This is a genomic window from Rhodococcus sp. KRD175, assembly GCF_017168275.1.
GTDB lineage: Bacteria > Actinomycetota > Actinomycetes > Mycobacteriales > Mycobacteriaceae > Rhodococcoides > Rhodococcoides fascians.
On sequence record NZ_JABFAQ010000008.1, the window covers coordinates 133,326 to 150,030 of the forward strand.

At 63.3% G+C, this 16,705-nt stretch carries 13 protein-coding genes; 6 read left to right on the plus strand and 7 right to left on the minus strand.

Features of this window, described 5'->3' with window-relative positions; all coding sequences use genetic code 11:
* Positions 1-36 precede the first annotated feature (36 nt).
* The 4 genes from J1M81_RS15395 (at position 37) to J1M81_RS15410 (ending at position 7,270) form a co-directional block, all read left to right on the plus strand.
* Positions 37-3,150, plus strand: coding sequence for an NAD-glutamate dehydrogenase domain-containing protein (locus J1M81_RS15395; protein WP_206498294.1), 3,114 nt, complete (start codon positions 37-39; stop codon positions 3,148-3,150).
* A gap of 111 nt (positions 3,151-3,261) precedes the next feature.
* Entirely contained in the window at positions 3,262-4,146 is an 885-nt protein-coding gene (locus J1M81_RS15400) for a universal stress protein (protein ID WP_027496138.1), read from the plus strand.
* Between the two features lie 23 nt (positions 4,147-4,169).
* On the plus strand, positions 4,170-5,723 hold the full coding sequence (locus J1M81_RS15405) for an APC family permease (protein ID WP_206498331.1): 1,554 nt from the start codon (positions 4,170-4,172) through the stop codon (positions 5,721-5,723).
* Positions 5,724-6,106: 383 nt separating this feature from the next.
* A complete protein-coding gene (locus J1M81_RS15410) occupies positions 6,107-7,270 on the plus strand; it encodes an epoxide hydrolase family protein (protein ID WP_094650388.1) in 1,164 nt (387 codons plus the stop codon).
* A 27-nt stretch (positions 7,271-7,297) separates the two neighbouring features.
* On the opposite strand, the gene J1M81_RS15415 is transcribed toward J1M81_RS15410, so the two are convergent.
* The 7 genes from J1M81_RS15415 to J1M81_RS15445 form a co-directional block, all read right to left on the minus strand.
* Positions 7,298-9,730, minus strand: a complete 2,433-nt coding sequence (locus J1M81_RS15415) for an excinuclease ABC subunit UvrA (protein ID WP_206498295.1) — start codon at positions 9,728-9,730, stop codon at positions 7,298-7,300.
* Positions 9,731-10,077: 347 nt separating this feature from the next.
* On the minus strand, positions 10,078-10,941 hold the full coding sequence (locus J1M81_RS15420; RefSeq protein WP_206498296.1) for a MerR family transcriptional regulator: 864 nt from the start codon (positions 10,939-10,941) through the stop codon (positions 10,078-10,080).
* A 386-nt stretch (positions 10,942-11,327) separates the two neighbouring features.
* Complete coding sequence (locus J1M81_RS15425; protein ID WP_206498297.1) at positions 11,328-12,572, minus strand: globin domain-containing protein; 1,245 nt, start codon at positions 12,570-12,572, stop codon at positions 11,328-11,330.
* Between the two features lie 41 nt (positions 12,573-12,613).
* Entirely contained in the window at positions 12,614-13,054 is a 441-nt protein-coding gene (locus J1M81_RS15430) for an Rrf2 family transcriptional regulator (RefSeq protein WP_027496129.1), read from the minus strand.
* Positions 13,055-13,350: 296 nt separating this feature from the next.
* Complete coding sequence (locus tag J1M81_RS15435) at positions 13,351-13,647, minus strand: PLD nuclease N-terminal domain-containing protein (RefSeq protein ID WP_308051278.1); 297 nt, start codon at positions 13,645-13,647, stop codon at positions 13,351-13,353.
* A complete protein-coding gene (locus J1M81_RS15440; protein WP_206498299.1) occupies positions 13,644-13,910 on the minus strand; it encodes a DUF1876 domain-containing protein in 267 nt (88 codons plus the stop codon). Before J1M81_RS15440 ends, J1M81_RS15435 begins: the two co-directional genes overlap by 4 nt.
* 56 nt (positions 13,911-13,966) lie before the next feature.
* Complete coding sequence (locus J1M81_RS15445; RefSeq protein ID WP_206498300.1) at positions 13,967-14,851, minus strand: universal stress protein; 885 nt, start codon at positions 14,849-14,851, stop codon at positions 13,967-13,969.
* Positions 14,852-15,103: 252 nt separating this feature from the next.
* Between J1M81_RS15445 and J1M81_RS15450 the strand changes: the two genes are divergently transcribed.
* Together J1M81_RS15450 and J1M81_RS15455 are read left to right on the plus strand one after the other, a co-directional pair.
* Positions 15,104-16,033, plus strand: a complete 930-nt coding sequence (locus tag J1M81_RS15450) for a universal stress protein (RefSeq protein ID WP_206498301.1) — start codon at positions 15,104-15,106, stop codon at positions 16,031-16,033.
* A 248-nt stretch (positions 16,034-16,281) separates the two neighbouring features.
* Entirely contained in the window at positions 16,282-16,602 is a 321-nt protein-coding gene (locus tag J1M81_RS15455; RefSeq protein ID WP_230593555.1) for a hypothetical protein, read from the plus strand.
* Positions 16,603-16,705 lie beyond the last annotated feature (103 nt).

Consider the following 16,705-nt stretch of genomic DNA (forward strand, 5'->3'; position numbering starts at 1 on the left):
CGCCTCACCCTCGTCGAGCATGGTCAGGAGAAACAAATGAGCAGTGCCGGTGCAGTCCGGGAGGACAGCGGTGTGCGGCTGCGGTTCATCGACACTGCGGACCAACAGATGCCCGTTGCCATCCTGGAGTGGCAGCGTCGCGCTCCACTTCTCGCCGATCTGGTCGCATTGTTCGCCGATCTCGGGCTGCGTGTGGCGAACCACGAGTTGTTGCCCTCGGGCGACGACAGCGACGCCTTCGTTCACAGATTCGGTTTCAGTACCGATGAAATCGATTGGTCCGCAGCAACTCCGAACCTGCTGCGGGCTGCATTCGAGGCCGCCGCATCGGGCGATCTCGAGGTCGATGGCTTCACTCGCCTCATCGCATCGGCGTCCATCCCGTTCACCGACGCCGTTCTCGTTCGCGCCGCAGCCCGCTATCTCAGCCAGGTAGGGCTGGAGCTGTCCGAACCCACTGTGGTCTCGATACTGCTGCGGCACAGCGACTTCGTCCGAGGATTCTGCGCACTCTTCCATGCACGATTCGATCCCGACGTGACCGACCGCGACAGGCTGTCGGCTGCCGCCGAGGGCATTCTCGACACCGCTGTCGAGCGCACCTCGGCACTCGACGAGGATCGCTTGTTACGAGGACTGCGTTCTTTCCTCTCGGCAGTGTTGCGCACCAATTGGTTTCAGCACGACCGCACGGTAGGCGCCCCACCCGCAGCGTTCAAGATCGACCCGGCACGATTGTCCCTCTCTGCGGCCGTCACCCCGTACCGCGAAATCTTCGTGCACTCGCCGATCGTCGAGGGGAGTCACGTTCGGAGCGGTGCGATATCTCGCGGGGGCCTGCGTCATTCGGACCGGCACGACGATTTCCGCACCGAAGTACTCGATCTGATGAAGACGCAACACGTCAAGAATTCACCGATCGTGCCGATGGGTGCCAAAGGCGCTTTCGTGGTTCGAACGGAGACGACTCCCGAAGGTGTCCGCAACGCCTACACCGATTTCATCGAGGCACTGCTCGATGTCACCGACAACGTCGTCGACGGCGGGGTGGTGGTGCATCCGACGCGCACGGTGATCCGCGACGGCGACGACCCGTATCTCGTCGTCGCCGCCGACAAGGGGACTGCGCGATTCTCCGATCTCGCCAACAGCATTGCAGTCCGCCGAGGCTTCTGGCTCGGGGATGCGTTAGCCTCGGGAGGCTCGGCGGGCTACGACCACAAGACCATGGGAATCACCGCACGCGGCGGGTGGCTGTCGGTACGACGCCACTTCGCCGAGAAGGGTATCGACGTCGATACCGATGCGTTCACGGTGGTCGGTATCGGAGACATGTCGGGTGATGTGTTCGGCAATGGCATGCTCCTGAGCCACGCCATCCGACTCGTCGGCGCGTTCGATCACCGGCACATCTTGCTCGATCCGAACCCGGACCCCGAGGTCTCGTACCGCGAACGGGAACGGCTGGCAGCGATCGCTGGAAGCAGCTGGGCAGATTACGACACCAGGGCACTGTCGCCGGGCGGTGCGGTGTGGCCCCGTTCGGTCAAGTCCATCGAACTGTCACCGCAGATGCAGGCACGACTCGGAATCGATGTCGGCTCCCTCTCCCCCAACGCACTCGTCGAGGCGCTGCTCACTGCCCCGGTGGATCTACTGTGGAACGGAGGGATCGGCACCTACGTCAAGGCCTCGACCGAGGGGCACTCCGACTCCGCCGATCCGGCCAACGATTCCGTTCGCGTCGACGCGTCCGAACTGCAGGCCCGGGTGGTGGGCGAGGGTGGCAATCTCGGCCTCACGCAGCGTGCTCGAATCGAATTCGCCCTTGCCGGGGGTTGCGTCAACGCCGACTTCATCGACAACGCCACGGGCGTCGCAACCTCCGATCGAGAGGTGAATCTGAAAATCGCGGTGGATGCGGCCGTCGCGGACGGCGAGCTGTCCGTCACCGAGCGCAACAGAGCGCTGTCCCAGGTTCAGGACGAGGTTGCCGAGTCGGTGCTTGCAGAGGCTGCATCGCAGACCCTGGCGATCAGCCTCGCCGAGGCCCACGCGCCGTTCCTGCTGGGCCGGCACGAACGGTTGATCGACAACCTCGAACGCGACGCGGGAATCAGTCGAGTCGCTGCGGTTCTTCCCTCGCCTGCCGAGTTGCGGGCTCGACATCGCTTGGGGCAGGGACTGGTTCGGCCCGAGATCGCGGTGCTGTTGGCGCAGTCGAAGAACCTGGTGGCTACCGAATTGCTCGCCTCTCCCCTACTGGACGACCCGGTGTTCGACGGGGTACTCGCCGGCTATTTTCCAGAATCGATCCGTGTCCTGGTTCCCCACCACATTCGCAGGCATCCACTGGCCCGGGAGATCGTGGCGGTCGTCGTGACCGGACACATGATCGACCGCGTCGGGCCCGGCATGATTCACCGGCTGGAGGAAAGGCTGGGCGTGAGCACTGCCGATATCGCGGTCGCGTATGCCGTCGTGCGCCAGGTTTTCGACATCGACCACCTGTGGGACGTCGTTGCCGATCTACCTGGAATCCCGCAGAGCACCAGGCTGGTTTTGCAGTTCGGTGTTCAGGATCTGATCGAGCGGACCACGTCGTGGTTGTTGCGGAACCGCGACGAACAAGCGACGCCTCTGGAGACGATCGAACACTTCACGCGGCCGGTACGTGAACTCCGAGCATCGTTGCCGGAGTTGACCGGCGATCTCGTCGTCGATCAGAACACACTTCTACTCCTCTCCGAGGCATTCGCATTGGAGACGACAACCCGGTCGCTCAACCGATCGATAGCGCACGTGGCGCAGACGTATCTCGAATTCGGCCGCGTCATGGGTCTCGACCGGTTGGTGGAAAGCTCCTCTGTCGCCTCCGGCGGAGCCGACTACTGGGACGCCATGGCAAGCGCGATTCTGGTCGATGCGATTCGTGAGCACTGGCACAACATGACCGAACAGGTCCTGTCCGAGGCGGTACACACCGAATCTGCTACCGACGCCGTTGCAGCGTGGCAGTCTGTGCACACCAATTCCGTCGAACGATTGGCCCAGATGGTCGGTGAACTCCACAGCGTGGAAGGGCTGAGCAATTCGCAAGTGTGCGTGGTGAGCGCAGAGCTGTCGCTCGCCCTGTCTCGGTGCCGATGATTCGCAGGAGCGAAGCCTGCGGAGTGACTATTTCATGCAGGAGCGAAGCCTGCGGAGTGACCATTTCAGCACTACCTCTACCTGTTCGATCGAAACGAAGGAGCCGTCCCCATGCGCTTGATAGTCGGTTATCTCGCCACCCCCAGCGGTAAGGACGGTCTTACCCTCGGGGTGCAGCTCGCCCGCAGCCTGGGTGCTCAACTCGACATCTGCATGGTTCTACCGCCGGACCGCACCGTTGCGTCCAGAGTCCCCGCCGAAACCGGTTACGAGGACGTCCTGGTCACACGAGCGCAAGGCTGGCTCGACGAGGCGAAATCGCTGGTGCCGTCCGACATCGAGGTCGCCGTGCACGCGAGTTTCAACGATTCGTTCGCCCAGGGACTGCTCGACGAGGTGGCTCGGCTGGGGGCCTCGGCCATCGTCGTGGGTGCGTCCGGAGACGGCCTGCTCGGACGGCATTCCGTCGGCTCGGTCTCGACCGAACTGCTGCATTCGGCACACGTGCCGCTTGCACTCGCGCCGCGCGGCACCCGGCACTCGTCTGCTCGGGAGATTCGTCAGGTGACCTGCGCACTCGGGACCAGGACGGGAGCGGATGTGTTGCTGCGGACGGCGGTACGCACCTGCGAGAGGATGCACACTCCACTGCGGCTCGTGTCGCTGGTTGCGCTCGACCCCCGCAACGATCTTCGCGATGCCCGGGACAGCTACGACAGCGCGCGTGACCGTGCCGTCGCGCATGCACGCGCCCTCGTGGACGAAGCGAAATCCACTTTGCCGGAGGACTTTCCGATATCGGTGACCATCGCGGACGGGTCGTCCGTCGAGTCTGCGGTGCGGACGCTCGACTGGCAGGACGGCGACCTCGTCATGGTCGGCTCCAGCCGCCTTGCTCAACCGCGCCGACTCTTTCTCGGTTCGACGGCAGCGAAGATGCTTCGCGTCCTGCCCGTTCCCATGGTGGTCGTCCCCAAGCAGGAGTTCGAATCATGAATCCGTCGACGGAAGGCTCGAATATGGGCAAGAACGCAAGCGGGCCCTCGCCCACTGCCGGTGAAGTCAGCGCCAAGGGGCTGGCGACAGGCACAGTCGGCACCTTCTCTGGTGCGATACTCGGAATCTCCTCTGTCGCACCGGGTTACACTCTGACGGCAAGTATCGGTCTGATCGTCGCTGCCGTAGGCCTGAAGATGCCGGCAATCCTGATCGCGGGCTTCGTTCCGATGTTTCTCACCGCTTATGCCTACCGCGAGCTGAACTCCGAGTCTCCCGATTGCGGCGCGTCGTTCACGTGGTCGACCAAAGCATTCGGACCTTACGTCGGATGGATGTGCGGTTGGGGCATGGTGATTGCGACGATCATCGTGTTGTCCAATCTTGCGGCCATCGCGGTGCAGTTCTTCTATCTGTTCCTTGCGAAGTTGTTCGACACACCGTCGATCGCCGATCTACCGGGCAACAAGTTCGTCAATGTCGGTACGACGCTGGTGTTCATCGCAGCGGCCACCTGGATCGCCAGCAGAGGCATCACCACGAGCGAAAAGCTGCAGATCGTCACGGTCGGCTTTCAGATGGTGCTTCTCGTCGTCTTCGCCGTCGTTGCGCTGATTCATGTCGGAGCAGGAGACGCCCCGGGCGAGGTCACTTTCGACTTGGACTGGTTCAACCCGTTCACCGGCGTGGCCGTCGGTGCGTTCGTCATCGGACTCACGGGATCCATCTTCGCTTTCTGGGGTTGGGATACGTGCCTGACGCTCGGCGAGGAATCCAAGAACCCCAAGACGACGCCCGGCCGCGCCGGGTTGCTCTGCGTGGCAACCATTCTGCTCACCTACCTACTCGTCGCGGTGGCCGCCATGATGTACGCAGGGGTAGGCGAGGACGGCCTGGGCCTGGGTAACCCGGACAACGCCGAGAACGTCTTCGGCTCTCTGGCCGACCCGGTGCTCGGCAAATGGGGCGGGCTGCTGCTGTTCCTGGCCGTGCTGGTGTCCTCACTGGCGAGTTTGCAGACCACGTTCCTTCCGGCTGCGCGAACGATGCTGGCGATGGGTTCCTACGGTGCCTTCCCCAAGAAGTTCGCCGAAGTGTCACCTCGCTTCCTGGTGCCTTCCTACGCAACCGTCGTCGCAGGGGCCATCACCGCAGGGTTCTACACAGTGGTCACATTCCTGTCCGAGCGCACTCTGATCGACACCATCGCGGCCCTGGGCATCATGATCTGCTGGTATTACGGCATCACGGCTTTTGCCTGCATCTGGTATTTCCGCGGCAGGCTGTTCGACAGCGTCCGTAACACCGTCTTCCGCTTCCTGTTTCCACTTCTCGGTGGCCTCATGCTGCTCGCCGTTTTCGTCATATCACTCGGCGAGAGCATGAATCCCGACAACGCCAGCGGAGCCTCGATCGGCGGCATCGGACTCGTGTTCTTCCTCGGCTTCGGCATCCTGGTCCTCGGCGCTGTGCTGATGATCGTCATGAGGTTCCGCCATCCCGCATTCTTCGAGGGCAGAACCCTCGACCGCAACACCTCCGCGTTGCGAGACGAAAGCGATCTGGCGGGCAGATAGCAGATAGCCGAGGCCCGAGAAGCTCGTGACTGCTTCGTGACGTACCGCAGCCTGCCGTGAGTGTTCGCACGACGACGTCGACGCCGAGGACGGCGGGATTGCTCGGCAGCTGCGGTTCCGCGTCCCGCCGGCACAGCGGTGGCGCTGCTCGACGACGAATGCGGCACGAAGTTCCCGACGGGACAACTTATCTGACCGACCATCCGATTGACCCCTATCGCCGAGCTGGATGGCCGAGGACTTCGACCCCTTCGGTATCGAATCGTTCGGTAGTGGCCGAAGCTCTGTAGCGACGAAACTGGCTCCGGCACAGCGGCGGACATGACCACTTGCCCCCACCGACTCACCTGACCGCGGCCACATCAGGACGTAGACTCCCCTTCATGACGCGTCCCGAACCATTCGTTTCGACGACTATTGCTGCGGCGCTGGATGACCTGAGAACACGACTTCGCGCAACACGGTGGCCGGACAGTCCTGCCGATGCTGGGTGGTCACTCGGTGTCGACGTCGGTTACCTTCGTGAACTCGTCGAATACTGGTCCGACGAATTCGACTGGGGAGCGCAGGAGTCTGCCCTGTCGAAGCATCCTCGATTCCGGGTCGACGTCGGCGATCTGGGCATCCACTTCGTGCACGCGCGGGCAGTGGCACCTGTGGGCCCGGTTCTTCCCGTGGTTCTCAGCCATGGATGGCCGGACTCGTTCTGGCGCTACTCGAAAGTGGTGTCGCTGCTGACCGATCCGGGCGCACACGGTGCCGACCCCGCCGATGCATTCGACGTCATCGTGCCCGACATGCCGGGCTACGGCTATTCGGATACACCGGCAGGCACCCCTTTGAATTCGATTGCGGTCGCTGGTCTTTGGGCCGAGCTGATGCACATTCTGGGGTACACCCGTTATGGGGCTGCCGGAGGCGACATCGGCAGCGCCGTGAGCCGGTACCTCGCACTCGATCACCCCGACTCTGTCGTGGCCGTCCATCGTATGGATGCGGGACTGCCCGTGTTCACCGGCGACCGCGCCGAACTGTCACCGCAGGAGCAGGACTTTCTCGACAGGTCCGCCGCGTGGGGCAGTACAGAGGGTGCATACGCTGCGATGCACCGCACGAAACCGCAGACCGCTGCCGTCGGGTTGACCGACTCCCCGGCCGGGTTGGCCGCATGGATCGTCGAGAAGCTGCGAGGGTGGACCGACGGCGACGGTGACATCGAGCGTAATTTCACCAAGGACGAGATCCTCACGAACGTCACCCTCTACTGGCTCACCGAGACCATCGGCTCGTCGATGCGTATGTACAACGCCAACGCCTCCATTCCCTCGGAGCAGCACGCCCGCCGCGTCGAGGTGCCGTCAGGGTTCTCGTTCTTTTCGGGTGACCTCTTCACGAATCCGCCCCGCGCGTGGCTCGACCGCGTCGCGAATGTCGTTCGTGTAAAAGAACTTCCGCGCGGTGGGCACTTCGCGCCGTTCGTGGAGCCCGAGCTGTACGCGCAAGAATTGCGCGACTTCTTCCGACCGTATCGTGCAGCACTTGCGTAGAGCGCCCCTGCAAGATGAAGCGCCAGTTCAGGATTGGAGTCGGCGGGCCAGATATGATCCCGTTCTGCTGTTCGGGGACACCGCCACTTCGGCGGGAGTGCCGGTGGCGACCACGGTGCCCCCGTTGTCGCCGCCGCCGGGACCGAGGTCGATGACCCAGTCTGCGGAGGCTACGGCATCCAGGTCGTGTTCGACCATCACCACGGTGTTGCCCGCGTCGACGAGCAGGTGCAATTGACGCATGAGCAGGGCGACATCGGAGGGGTGCAGCCCTGCTGTCGGTTCGTCCAGTAGGTAGAGGGCAGTGCCGCGGCGAGTGCGCTGCAATTCGGTGGCAATTTTGATGCGCTGCGCTTCTCCGCCGCTCAACTCGGTCGCGGGTTGACCGAGCCGAAGGTAGCCCAGCCCGATATCGCGCAAAGTCTCCAGACTGCGGGATGCTCCCGTGACATCGGCGAAGAACATCGCAGCCTCGTCCACCGACATGCCCAATACCTGGGCAATTGTATTGTCGCGCCAGGTGATTTCGAGAGTTTCCGGGGTGAACCGGGCACCGTGGCAGGTGGGGCACGGGCCATAGGTGCCGGGAAGGAACAACAGCTCCACCTCGACGAAACCGTCGCCCTGGCACGTGGGGCATCGTCCGTCGGCGACGTTGAAGGAGAACCGTCCGGGTGCCCATCCTCGAGCCTTGGCCTCATCGGTGGCGGCAAACAGTTTGCGGACGATGTCGAACATTCCGACGTAGGTGGCCAGTGTCGATCGTGGAGTGCGGCCGATGGGACGCTGATCCACCCGGACCAGTCGGGTGAACGTCTCGATTCCGGAGACCTCGGCCACGTCGACTTCGATCTGCGCGTCATCGTCCTCGTCTGCCGCGGTCTCGAGGCGGTGGCGCGCCACCTCGAACAAGACCTGGCTGACGAGCGTCGACTTCCCCGAACCCGACACACCCGTCACCGCCGTCAGCACCCCGTGTGGGAACTTCGCCGTCAACTCGCGCAGATTGTGCCGGGTTACTCCGGTCAGAGTCAGCCATCCGTCGGTGGGCCGCGGCTCACGCTGCAGAGATTCCCCTCGCCCGAAGAGATGCTTGCTGGTTACCGACTCCTCGATCTCTTCCAAGCCGTAGACGGGGCCGCTGTACAGAACCCGGCCGCCGCCCTCGCCCGCCGCGGGCCCGATATCGACCACCCAGTCGGCACGGCGGACCACATCCATGTCATGTTCGACGACGAAAAGAGAGTTGCCCGACGCCTTCAGCTGGTCCAGAACGTCGAGCAGTGGCTCGGCATCCGCGGGATGCAGCCCCGCGGAGGGTTCGTCCAACACGTACACCACCCCGAAGAGACCGGAACGGAGCTGAGTGGCGATCCGCAACCGCTGCGTCTCGCCAGGCGACAGAGTCGTCGAGTTTCGCCCGAGCGCCAGATAGCCCAAACCCAACTCGAGCAACACGTCGATTCTGGCCAGCAGGTCGGCGGTGATGCGCACCGCCACTTCAGCGGCCTCCCCCGACTGTTCGGATACCGGGCGCAGTACTGCGGCAAGTTCTGTCAGCGATAGCGCATTGATCTCGGCGATCGAGTGGCCGGCGATGGTGACGTCCAGCGCATCTTCGCGCAGTCCACTGCCGGAGCACTTCGGGCAGCGGACGGTTTCGGTGAACTGCAGCGCGCGGTCCCGCATGCGCTCGCTGTTCGAGTCCGCCAGAACGTGCATCACGTGACTCCGGGCGCTCCAGAACTTGCCCTCGTAACTGTGGTCGACGCGGCCTTCTTCGGGCTCGATGAACACCTTGGGGTGCTCCTCGGTGAACAGAAGCCAGTCTCGGTCCTTCTTCTTCAGCGTGCGCCACGGCGCGTCGATGTCGATACCCATGCCGCTGACGATGCTGCGCAGATTCGCGCCCTGCCAGGCGCCCGGCCACGCCGCGATCGCTCCCTCCCGAATGCTCAAAGAGGGGTCGGGAACGAGCAGTTCCGTTGTCACATCGTGGAAGTCGCCCAACCCACCGCATCGTGGGCAGGCACCGGCGACGGTATTCGGTGAGAACGCTTCGGCCGCGAGCAGCGGAACACCGTCAGGATAGGTACCGGCCCGCGAATACAGCATGCGCAGCAGGTTGGACATCGTGGTGATGGTGCCGACGCTCGAGCGTGAACTGGGCGAACCCCGGCGTTGCTGCAACGCAACGGCCGGTGGAAGGCCGGTGATGGAGGCGACATGGGGTGCGCCCACCTGCTGAAGCAGTCGCCGCGCGTAGGGGGCAACAGACTCGAAGTAGCGTCGCTGCGCTTCGGCGTACAACGTGCTGAAAGCCAGTGACGACTTCCCGGACCCCGAGACCCCTGTGAACGCGACGAAGGCATTGCGGGGTATGTCGACATCGACCGCTGCCAGGTTGTGCTCGGTAGCACCGCGCACTCGGACATACCCGTCCCACGTTGAGTCCGTCACCGACCGAGCCTAACTGGTCCCTATCGGATCAGAACGATATTCTGGACGTTAGTTCCGCAGTGCAATTGTTTTGCAAATCAATGGCAAGGGACTGTGTTTTCATTTCACTTGTGACCGCACACAGTGCCTGTATAGAACTGCTCGGCACACCGACAGTTCGCGGCACACGCGTTGTCGACCCGCGAGCCATCGGCGGGACGCGCTGCGTCGAAGCCCTCGCTACTTGACGGTGCGCGAGGCACCACGTAATGCCTACGGCAGCAGCCAAAGTCCAGCACATTCTGGCCAAGCTCCGACCTGAGCAGGGACTGTGCCCCGGATCGAACTCGACCCGACACTCCGGAGACTCATGTCGTGCCGGATCCGTCGAGTTCCAGGGCCAGTTCCATGCATCGCAGTCGTGCAGGGGAAAAGTCGTAGGGCATCATCCGGACGGTCTCGGCAAGGCTTGTCGACCCGCACGCCGAACCGGCGTCGGCGGGCGGGGGGTGCAACTCGTCCCACGCGTCGAATCGGCCGTCGTCTGCTTGCGCCAGGCCGGAGCTGTCGATGACCGTGCGAAGTGCGGTCTCGAAGGCGTGCCGTTCCGCAGCCACCTCTGCCACGCGAGGGTCGTCGACGGCTACCGTGTCGTCGAGCGCCTCTTCGGCGGCGTCGACTCGGTCAGAAGCCTCCCGCAGGTCCGGGCGGGCGGCCAGGGCGATGAACCGCGACGCCTGGACGGACGCGCCGAGCTCGCCGAAGATCCGCTCGGTCACGAGCAGGGTGTCCAGGTCGTCCTGGCGCAGGGCCCCCTCGCGCAGGCCTGCGAGGCGGTCGCCCACGACATCGGAGAGCAGGCCCAACCTGCTCCCCCGAGCTCGCATGCGCTGCACAGCTTTCCGTTGCTGCTCGAGTTCGGCCTGCCTGGCAACGAGGGACCCTTCGAGCCGATCAAGGATGCGCGCGATGTCGCTGTCGGCGGTACCGGGCGCATCCGCCAAGGCGTCGCGGATATCGTCGAGAGCAATGCCGGCCTCGGCCATCCGGCGGATCCACAACAGCCGGATCATCTCGTCGTAGCCATAGCGGCGGCGGTCGTCGCTCCCCCGCTCGGGCTCCGGGATCAGGCCGATCTGGTGGTAGTGACGGATCGCTCGCGGCGTGGTGCCGACGAACGCCGCGGCACCCCCGATCGTGACTTGGCGCGGCGGGATGAAGGACGAGAACATGTGCGAGCCTTCCTCATTGGGCGGAATACGCTCACTGCACCACATGACCCTACGGAAGGTGCAACTCCCTACCTGATTTCGCGCGTCGGGCAACACCGCACCGAAGTCTGAAATCGCCCTCCACCGTTGCCAGAACAGCAAACTTTCTTGCGTATCTGTCCATCGTCGTCGATCCTGTGAAGGACACCGAACGAGATGGAGATGCCTGACAATGACTTCGACCACAAACAACGACTCGGATCACACAGGCGATGTTGTCGTCACGGAGGGCAGACATGAGCCCTTCTCGGCCGCTATGGAAGCTCTTGTGGCCGAGCGCGTTCTCGGAGATCGCCGCCACGGCGTTTCCATCTGACGACAGAAGGCAGCTCTGCTCGCCGGCGCGACTACCGGCCGACGCTTGCGCCGAGCAACCACTCGTCCGGGGCGAACAATTCGCAATGGACACGCGACTTGTCGACCCCACAGTCGACGAGTTGCGATGTGACGGCCCGCACGAAACCGCCACCGCCGCAGACGAAGAACGTCGCACCCTGAGGAATTTCGACAAGAGTGAGATCCAACCGCCCATGGTGTGCATCGGCCACATCGCCGGGCTCCTCGTACCAGAGTTCGAGGACGGCGTTCGGCAAGGCGTCGACCAGTTGTCGCTGACGGGCCCGAAGCGGATGGTCGGCGGGGCTACGGTCTGCGTGGACAACCAACACCTCGGATTGCGTACCCGACAGAGCGAGATGTTCGAGAATCCCGTTCATCGGCGTGATGCCGATGCCGGCCGAGATCAATACGGCGGACCCCGCAGAGATGTCGGCTGTCGGCAGATCACCGAACGGGATGCTGATGTCGATGAGGTCTCCCGGGCGTAGCGTGCTCGAGATCCAGTTCGACACTTCGCCTGCCGGGCAGCCACCGCCGGCGACGACAGGCTTGACGGCGAACGTCAATTCGCCTGTGTCACTGCCGGAGATGAGGCTGTACTGGCGGATCTGTCGCGCGCCGTCGGGCAGAGTCACTCCGACCGAGACGTACCCACCCGGGTGCTCCTTGCGAAGCTCGGGCCAGTCGCCGGTCACACCGATCACCACTACCCCGGACGGATCTTCGGTGCGCGTAGTGACGATTCCGCGGTGAAAGACCTGTCCCGCAACCACTCCCGCGCTCTCGTAAAGGCGGTTCTCGAGATCGACGAGAGTGTCGGCCATCATCCAATACACCCGGTCCCAGGCTTCGGCGACTTCGGTCGACACTGTCTCGGCACCGAGTACGTCGACGATCGCAGCGAAGAGGTGCTCGTACACGATCGAGTACTGGTCGGCGGTAATTCCGAGAGATGCGTGCTTGTGTCCGATCCGGGACAGCATTTCGTCCGGGTGCGGCAGCGTCGGGTCCACCAGATGGGTGGCGTACGTCGCGATCGACGCGGCCAGAGCTCGTTGCTGCGCTCCCTGTGCCTGATTCCCGCGGTTGAACAGATTTCGCAGCAGCTCCGGTCGTGCGGCGAACATGCGCGCATAGAAGTTTGTTGTGATGGCGTCGATATTGGCACCCACCAACGGCAACGTCGCTCTGACCACGTCGACGTGATCGGGTTGGAGCTCGTGATCGACAGTGAGGGGACCGAACGTGGACATAGGTATTCCTTCCAATGGACCACCGAAATCGAAATGGCAGGTCAGGGTGAGGGAAAAGCGACCATTGCGAGTGGAATGGTCGGGGACGCGGCTAGATCGTCGATCGTGTAGCGGTCGAGTTCGCCATAGAACGCTTCCTTGGCGACGGCCAAGGCATGCCGCAATCGGCAGGCGGCAAGAAGTGGGCAGGGCCGGTCCCCTACGCACTCGACAACTTCGCGATCGCCTTCGAGCTGACGGATCAGGTGGCCCACCGATATCGATCGGCCCGTGTCGGTGAGGAAGAGCCCGCCGGTGCGGCCGCGCTGCGCACGAACGCAGCCCAATCCGACCAAGCGTGTAATCGCTTTCGCAACATGGTGTTCGGACGCGTTGACTCGAACTGCAATGGCTCCAGTGGTCATCCGGGGACCGTCCGGGCCGGCGGCTGCCAGCAACATCATCGCCCGTAGGGCCAGATCGCTGAAGCGAGTCAGTTGCATGTCTACGACGGTACTCAATCCCGTACACCCGATGCGGGTTTTGGAGCGTGGGTTCAAACACCACGATCCGTGCGGTTTTTACACCTGGACATTCCTCACAACTCCGAGGCCAATTCTTCGATAATTCGCGCTGCCGGGTCAGCGGAAGCGCTGCGGTGCCCGGCACCGGCCCACAGGTTGATGCCGTGAGGCTCGGCACTCGGCCTTCGCACTGCCCGCCGTCATCGGGGCAGGCGTGACCGTACTGGCACCAGCAAGTCGATCGGTCGGACGTGGCTCAGCTACAGCGGCGGCGCTTATTGGAGCGGATCCGCTCGCCGGCCGAAGAAGAAGTATGCGATCGGACCGAAGAAGTTGACGCATATGACCGCGGCCCACAGCCGCTTGCTGCCACTAACCTGCCCGCTACTACGTCGCGCAAGATCGAGCCAAGCGGCCAAAGCCATTGCCACCTGAACAGTGCCGAGAACGACGATGCCGCGGCGGCGGCGTTCGCTTATGCCTTCCTCGGCTTCGGCTTCGACTTTCTCACATCGTGCATCGTTCTCCTGCGCACCTGCAGACAGCCACGATGGATCGCGTGGTGCGTTCACAGCCGCACTCGGACAGGTTCGTGGACAACCTGTTCCAGGTCTTGCGCACTGCATTCGAGCAGCTGATGAGCGAGATCCGACAGTGCTCGTGCGACGGCAAGCTCGTCGCCTATCTCGGGGACCATCGGGTCCTCGGGGCTCTTTCGCGCCAGCCATACACCGGTGAGCTTCGTGTCGTCGCGAGTATGCAACCGCGCCAGGGCACGTGTCTTGTCGTCGTGTTCGTCGATGGTGATTTCGACCGACCAAGTGTGTTCTTCCATGACATGGGCCTTTCTCGACGGGGCTTCATAGGTGCTCTGTTTCGTCACGGGCCCGGTCATCGTCCGTCGCGGCAGATCATGACGGGACAGTGCGCGTGGTGAACAAGATTGGCACCGGTAGACCCCAGCACCAGCGAGGCGATCGATCCGCGTCCGTGGCTGCCCACGATGGCGAGCTGCGACTGCGCGGAGAGATCCACGAGTGTGTGCGAAGCATTCCCCTGGCGCAGTTCGCGATTGATCTGCACATCCGGGTATTTCTCGGCCCATCCGGCCAAGCTCTCGGACAGGAGTGCTGCCTCCTCCCGTTCATAGGCCGGCCAGTCGACGAAATACGGAAGTGCGACTCCGCCGGCTTTGGAAGCAGGGCTCCAGGAGTGAACGGCAACGAGCGCAACACCCAACGCCGACGCCACCTCGAATGCGTGTCCGACGGCGGACTCACTCGCAGCGCTACCGTCGACTCCGACGACGACAGGCGCGTCGAACGTCGAGCGGCCCTCCCGCCATACGACGACCGGGCAGTCCGCATTGTGAGCGACTGCTTTTGCCGTACTTCCCAGCAAGAACGAACTGACGGCACCGGAGCCCGAATTTCCCACCACCACCAGTCGCGCCGTATGTGAGCACTCTCTCAGCAATGCGGCGGCAGACATGACGACGACTTCGGTACTCACAGCAAGGTCGGGATGGATACCGACCAAAGACTCGGACAGGTCGTCGACGATCTTCCGGGCGTTCTCCTTCTGCTGATTCCACACCTCGACGGGCACGGCAATGGCCTCCTCGGCCATGTAGAACGTGGGCTCTCGGACCGCGCTCACGATGTGCAGCGGGGAATGCAATCGGGCCGCCATCTCCGCCGCCCACCGTGCTGCAGCGTCACTGCTCTCCGAACCGTCCACTCCGACGACGACTCGCTGACGATTGGCCAGAACCATGGTGTCCACTCCGATCTGCGATGGGCGAATGTCCGACAGGATTTTCGGCCACTCCGTGCGGACTCATCGGTACGCAGTCCCATTGCATCCCAGGTGGATCGGGCAACCCAGGGTATTACGTCCCCGATTGTCAGGACCTTCGATCGACCCGGCGAGCGGTGCGGACCGTCGTGCCGAATTCGAGGACTTCGGCACCGTGCGACAGGTCCGAAGCCTCTGGTCCGGTTCGACCCGACCCCAGAGGATCGATGCATGACCACTGCGATCGACCATCGAAAGAATCTCACGGTTGTCGGCGTCGACGGCTCCGTGTCGGCTCTGAACGCTGTCCGTTGGGCTGCCACCGACGTAGTCGGCCGAGACACCACACTGTTACTCGTCTATGCCGGTGTCGATCTGGACATCACGCGCACCGCAGCACTGGACTCGAACAGTGGCACCGCGTCGGGTGCGCGTGCTCGCGCGCGGTCCGCGCTGGCCGCCGCCCGCGTCATCGCGCTGTCGATCCTGGGCGACGACGCCGATGTGGAGACCGTGCTGGATCCCGGCCCACCCAACGAGGTATTGAACGGGTACTCGGACACAGCTCGGATACTCGTGCTGGGTTCTCGTCGAAAGGGATCCGTAGCGCGTGCAGTACTGGGCTCGGTCAGTACCGATGTCGCCACTCACGCACGATGTCCCATTGCTGTTGTCCCGCAGAGTTTCACAGGAACAGCAGCAGAGTCCGCCACCGGCCCCACGGTGGTGGGCGTCGACTGTTCGTCCAACGACGATGCAGTACTCGACGTTGCCTTCGATCAGGCATCACGACTCGGCGTCCCCTTGCTTGCCGTGCATGCGTACGAGTCCTTGCAACCGCGAACCGGGTTCGCCCGCTCCATCGACCTGGGGCCCCGCATGCGTGGCGATTCTGCTCCACAGCGGTGGATCGATCACCTCGTTGCCTCGTGGTCCGAGAAGTATCCCGACGTCGAAGTCACGGCTCACGCTGCACACGACCGACCGTCACATGCGCTCCTCGAGTACGCATCCCAATCCCACGCGCAACTCATCGTGCTCGGGGCCAGGAGCCGTGGTGCGATCTCACCGCTGTTCGGCGGATCGACCAGCCGTGCGGTACTCCATCGAGCCGATATACCGGTCGTCATCGTCCCTGCATGCAAAGGCAAACTGCAGTAACGGCCCTGTGGCAGCACGCCGAAATACCGGCTCTGCCCGAGGAGCAACGCGCGGACGTGTTGACCTTCACCGAGAACGCGACTACGACACAAAGGCTTTCGCCATCTACGACCGAGGAAGTTCATGGATCGGTGCCAAACACGGCGATCGAGGACCTCGGCCCCTCCGAGTGGGGACGTTCGACGACAGCACCGGGTACCGCGTGATCGATAGGGTCGCTTACCGAACCGGAACGAAACGGAGAAGGCATGAAAACATCGAAGGTCCAGGCAATCGTCGACCGCACCCTGCCCGACTGCTCTCCGTATCCTCAGACCACCAACAACACGGCGTGCGCCGCCATCGAACAGTTCGACGAGGGGTCGCCGAACTTGGTGGTCCGTGTGGAGGAGGTGGGAGCACGACACTGGTGGATGGCCTTGCTGGCAACGCTGGCAAGTCAATCGGGAAACGCCTACATGCGCTTTGTCGGTGTCGTCGACGAGAAATCCGTGTATTTCAGCGACACGTTCCCAGTGCCCCGAATCTGGGGATCCATTCCGCCACAGGAACAGTGGCACCGGGCATGACTCGGTGCCTTCACAAACTCTGCCGAGAGATCGAGGACGCGGCTTGCGGCTGCACGAGAACACGATCGATCCCTGGTCGCTTTCGTACGAGCGCACCTCACCT